6 protein-coding genes are annotated in these 4,439 nt (G+C 54.3%); all 6 read right to left on the bottom strand.

Annotated elements, in window-relative coordinates; translation table 11 throughout:
- Positions 1-141: 141 nt before the first annotated feature.
- Complete coding sequence (locus tag WC359_14885; protein MFA5401734.1) at positions 142-609, bottom strand: hypothetical protein; 468 nt, start codon at positions 607-609, stop codon at positions 142-144.
- 224 nt (positions 610-833) lie between these two features.
- Entirely contained in the window at positions 834-1,484 is a 651-nt protein-coding gene (locus WC359_14890; GenBank protein ID MFA5401735.1) for a ParB N-terminal domain-containing protein, read from the bottom strand.
- Positions 1,485-1,547: 63 nt separating this feature from the next.
- On the bottom strand, positions 1,548-2,222 hold the full coding sequence (locus tag WC359_14895; protein ID MFA5401736.1) for a methyltransferase domain-containing protein: 675 nt from the start codon (positions 2,220-2,222) through the stop codon (positions 1,548-1,550).
- A complete protein-coding gene (locus WC359_14900) occupies positions 2,219-2,878 on the bottom strand; it encodes a hypothetical protein (GenBank protein MFA5401737.1) in 660 nt (219 codons plus the stop codon). Before WC359_14900 ends, WC359_14895 begins: the two co-directional genes overlap by 4 nt.
- 13 nt (positions 2,879-2,891) lie before the next feature.
- Positions 2,892-3,050 carry a hypothetical protein gene (locus WC359_14905; protein MFA5401738.1) on the bottom strand — a complete coding sequence of 53 codons (159 nt, stop codon included), beginning with the start codon at positions 3,048-3,050 and terminating at the stop codon, positions 2,892-2,894.
- A 7-nt stretch (positions 3,051-3,057) separates the two neighbouring features.
- Positions 3,058-4,395 (bottom strand): hypothetical protein, encoded by a 1,338-nt coding sequence (locus tag WC359_14910; GenBank protein MFA5401739.1) that lies wholly within the window; start codon positions 4,393-4,395, stop codon positions 3,058-3,060.
- Between the last annotated feature and the right edge of the window lie 44 nt (positions 4,396-4,439).

A 4,439-nucleotide genomic window follows, 5' to 3' on the forward strand; every position in this document is an offset into this window, starting at 1 on the left:
ATCATCTTCGTGATACATTTTAAACAGTATCCGCTCTGAGTTGCCCCACCCTTGTGGCACCGCAGACACTTCTTATCCATATTCACGACTATTTTTCTATCAGCCATCGGATCCCATCTCCTTTAATCCGGTATAGTCTCGTCATCTATAAAGCGCCTTACTTATCTCTCGTACTGCAGCTAACAATTGCTCTATTTCAGGATTACGAAACGCGTGATCGACATAAGAGTCGAACCTTTTGTAGTGACGATAGTTATGCCCGTTGAGCCTTATATGCTCGTTATACCCTTCTTCGGTGAAGAAAACGTTTTTAAATTCCTCGACGTCCCTAACATTATACTTCTGGCACCCATTGACTTTGAATTCTTCAAAATCAAGCTCATTTTCTTCGCAATATTTCCTTAGCTCATCCTCAGTGTAAGAGCTACATCCGTCTATTACGTAGCGAATCTCATCTGTAAATCCATCTGGAACAGGCACTTCGCTTATACATCGCACGGTGAAAAAATACGGGCTTGCTGTTGCACGATTGTCCTGCGTTTCTAATCTGCGGTTAAGCTCAATCAAGAACGCTGCCGTTTTATCTGATATCACAACTGTTTTACTCATTTATATCTCCTTTCCGCAGTGCGGGCAGATCTTCACAGGGTTATCTATTAGCGAGTCATTCTTGATAGCATCCTCTTGACCTGGCCCCTTATAAAAGCTATTTTGTGAGCACAAGATCATTTCATTAGGTGTCTTTTTGCATTGGCTTCTCCGGAGACAAATTCTACATCTGTCTTTTAAATACAGGGTGTATACTATCGACTTCTGAGCAGGCGTATCCATGCCTATATCTCCTTTCCGCAGTGCGGGCATATCTTCTTTTTATCTTGAGGGACCTCCGGGATCGCCACCAGGTCGAGGGTCGACATCATTTTCTCGCGCTTAAGGCCGTTCAGATACTTAATGGTCAGCCTCTGGCCTTTCGTGGCCTGTTTTAACAAGCTGCGTTGCGCCTGGCTATCGAGAGAAGTGATTTCCCTGGCCACTGTAGCTATGAGAGTACCTGATCTCAGCATCTCGAAGAGCTCGGGGATAAGTTTCTCGCGCAGCGCCAGCCGCTGGCTGATCTTCCCCTGGCTGATGCCCAGCGCCACGGCCAGCTCGGTCTGCGTCATGCCGCCGGAGATGAGGGCCGCGAAATACTCCGCCTCGATCGCCGGGGATGGCGACCGGCTGTAGTGCTCGGAGAGCCCGATGAGCTCGCGGCACACGTCGGCGGGCAGTATGATAGCGGGCACTTGTTTCAGCTTGTTATTCTGAGCGCTCTGCCGGCGCCGCCTGCCGTCGACCACGCCGAAGTCGTACTTCTTGTCATCGATCGCTTCCAAGAGAAGAGGATGCAATACTCCGTACTTGCCCACGCTTGTATCTAACGCTTTGGGCGCAGTGCATGGCTCAGGCCTTATGCGGCTTAGCTCCACCGTCACGATTTCCATTGTAGCCTCCCAGTTATGCACTTATTATACACGGTTATGCACGTTTGTCAAGGGGGTTATGCACTATTGGAAGATTTTGGTTCGGGGCCAGGCGGCCTCGATCGCCCGGGCGTCGGCGTGGCTGAAATGCTGGACGTGCTCCCGGGCTACGTGCCCCATTATACTCAGCGGATGGGGCAGCACTACTATAACACGGTCCGCGATTCTATTCCACTCATCCAGCGCGGTCTCCCAATTCACCAAGTGCTCCAGGACATGGCTGGCGAAGGCTACGTCAAATTGTCGATCGGCGAAGGGCAGGCGCCCGGATTCGAAGTTTGCGATTACGGAGTTGGGGCCGCCGGCGTTGATATCGGCGTTGGTCACTACCTCGGGCAGGCTGCAGATGCCCATGGTCAAAGAGTCCCGGTTGCAGCCGGCGCCCAGGTTTATCATGCCTTTGTCCGCGGCCAGCGACCGGGCGATATCCAGCGCCTCGCTGCGCTTGAGGAAGAAATTGGCTGTGGCCCATGCCGTATACCCGAGAGCTGCAGCTCCCAGAATTCGGAGAGCACTGCCAAAATTCGGCCTATCGCCTTCCCTATGGACCATGGTTCTGATGTTTACGAAGTCGTTTTCCGCCGCCCACTTCTTCGCTTTCTCGAGGTGCCCCTTATCTTTGGTTTCCGTGATGATCTGCTCGGCATAGCTGGGATCGCCCTTCTTGGTGCCCCATAGCACATAAGTCTTCTCGCTCATTTGCCCGGCCACCCGCAAACATAATCCAGGTAGCCGTCGAGGTACTGGTAGATGAAGTTGGACGGCAGCGCCTCGTAGTCCCGGTCGAGCACCGGGTAAAGGCCTTCATAAGCCTCGTCGACGAGCTCGGTGCACCACAGGCCTCCCCGCCCCGTCCGCGGGATCTCGGTGAAGTGCACTGCAAACCCGCGGCCCTTCATCCAGTTGCGCAGGCAGCGTGACAGCACGCGGTAAGCGATCTGAGCGCACAGGACGTAATCGTATCCGGACCGCCCGTGCGCCGTAGCCTGCCACACCGCGCGCCGGCCCATCTCCTCCGGGGTCAAGTGGCAACCCGCGCGCTCATTCTCCAGGATATCGAACATGAGCACTTTCTCGCGGCTCGGGCGGTAGATGTTAATGGTCTTGCCTAAATACCACGACAGCCGGCCCACGGCCACGCCGTGGCTCGGTATACTTTCAAGGATAACGAAGTCGTTCTCGTGGGGGATGTAGTCCGCTATGATGATGAAGTGGAAGAACTCTGTAGCCGGCAGGATGAGCCTGGATGCCAAGCGTGTAACGAAGCCGCTTTCGACTACGGCCACTATGTCCCCGGGCCTTACCTTATTGGTATAAGCATACCATTCCTGACTTTTCAGATCTGTTATCTTCATGGGCTCCCGGCTCCTAACAGTCTATGCAGTATATACCCATGCTCCTGGCGCCGACGGAGATCTCCCGCGCCACGGCCTCCTGCTCTTCCTCCGGCTCTTTCATTATATAATAGCCGATCCCGAACGCCGCGGCGATCGCTGCAACTCCAAGCATTACTGTTTTCTCGTTCATGATACTCCTACGTCACGGTGTAAGACCCTAAACTCACCGGGTAGCTCATGCCGTTTAAGGTCCACGTACCTTCCTCGTATGTCTTTAGCCCGAGGATCACGTCATACACCCCGGGGTTGAACCCCATGTTCCACCACTCGGAGAGGAATGGCTTGGTCGTGCCTGCCGGCCAGTCGCCGTCCCATCCGTCCGGTGAAAGCCCCGACTCAAAGACATATCCTTCGGCCCTGTGTGTCGACCAGATGTAGCCATCGAAGTCCCATGGAGTAAGCGTTCTCCCCGAGTTGTTCTTGAGGTTGACCCTCATCATCAGGGTATTGTTCTGCTCGGGTATCCGGAACCACGTCTTGCTCACGTAAGCAACTTTGGCTGCGGGAACAGTTGCCGCGGTTATAGTGAACGTGCCTTGCGTCTCCGTCCGTCCCAGGAAAACCGTCTTGATCGTTGCCGTGCCGGCGGGAGGCACCCCCCAATCCTTTATCATGGAGGTTGCCCACTCAAATACGCCCGTGCTATAAGGACCGACGCCTATACTGGTAGACACGCCGCCGATCACTTCGCCATTCTTGTCATACAGGTATACTTTGAAAGGGTACGACCACACCTTTCTGGTGGTGTTCGTGATCCTCACGTCATATTCGAACGACGCGCCTTGCGGGACCGACGTTTGCACAGGTACTACTTCTATAGTGCCGTCCTGGACCGCGGTCGACGCGATTATCTGGACGCTGCCGGTCTCGAAATCCTCTCCCGGTATACCTTTGGTAGTGCAGTGCAGGGATATCGGCACCGGGCCTACCAAGCCAAGCGTCTCGCCGGTTAAGAAGTTGGCTTCTTTGGTCACAGTCTGGCCCGCGCCGACCGTGAAGAAGCCTATCTGATTAAAGAGGTTCATGCCCCCCAGTTGGCCGACCAGGTAGAATTCGAGAGGGGTGTCGAAGGGATTGGTGAATTTAACAGTTATCTTGTGCGCCGTTCCCGCCTCGAACTCGTAGTTGGCCAGACGCACGTCGTCGAAATAAGCCTCGGCGTTGTAAGCTCCTCCTGAAGGCAGCTCCTGCACTATTACGCTGGTTGACGCCACGATACCCAGGTCGTATGCCGGCGACGCGCTTATCTCGTAAGCATGCACTTGGAAGGTCAGCTCCGTGGGCTCGCTCACTTCGGGCATCACGATATCTGTGCTCAATAGCTTAGTGACGCCGGTATCGATCTCGCGCTCTATGCTGCCGACCACCTGCCCCTCGAGGATGATGTCGAAGCGATACTTCCAGCTGTAGGCGGTAGGATTGAAAGCCTCCACGTTTAATCTGTGGGTTGTCCCCGATTCAAAATACTGCGTCATACCATACCTCCTAGTACCATCCCAGCGTTACTTCGACATCGGGC

This window comes from Dehalococcoidia bacterium, assembly GCA_041653995.1.
Lineage (GTDB): Bacteria > Chloroflexota > Dehalococcoidia > GIF9 > UBA5629 > CAIMUM01.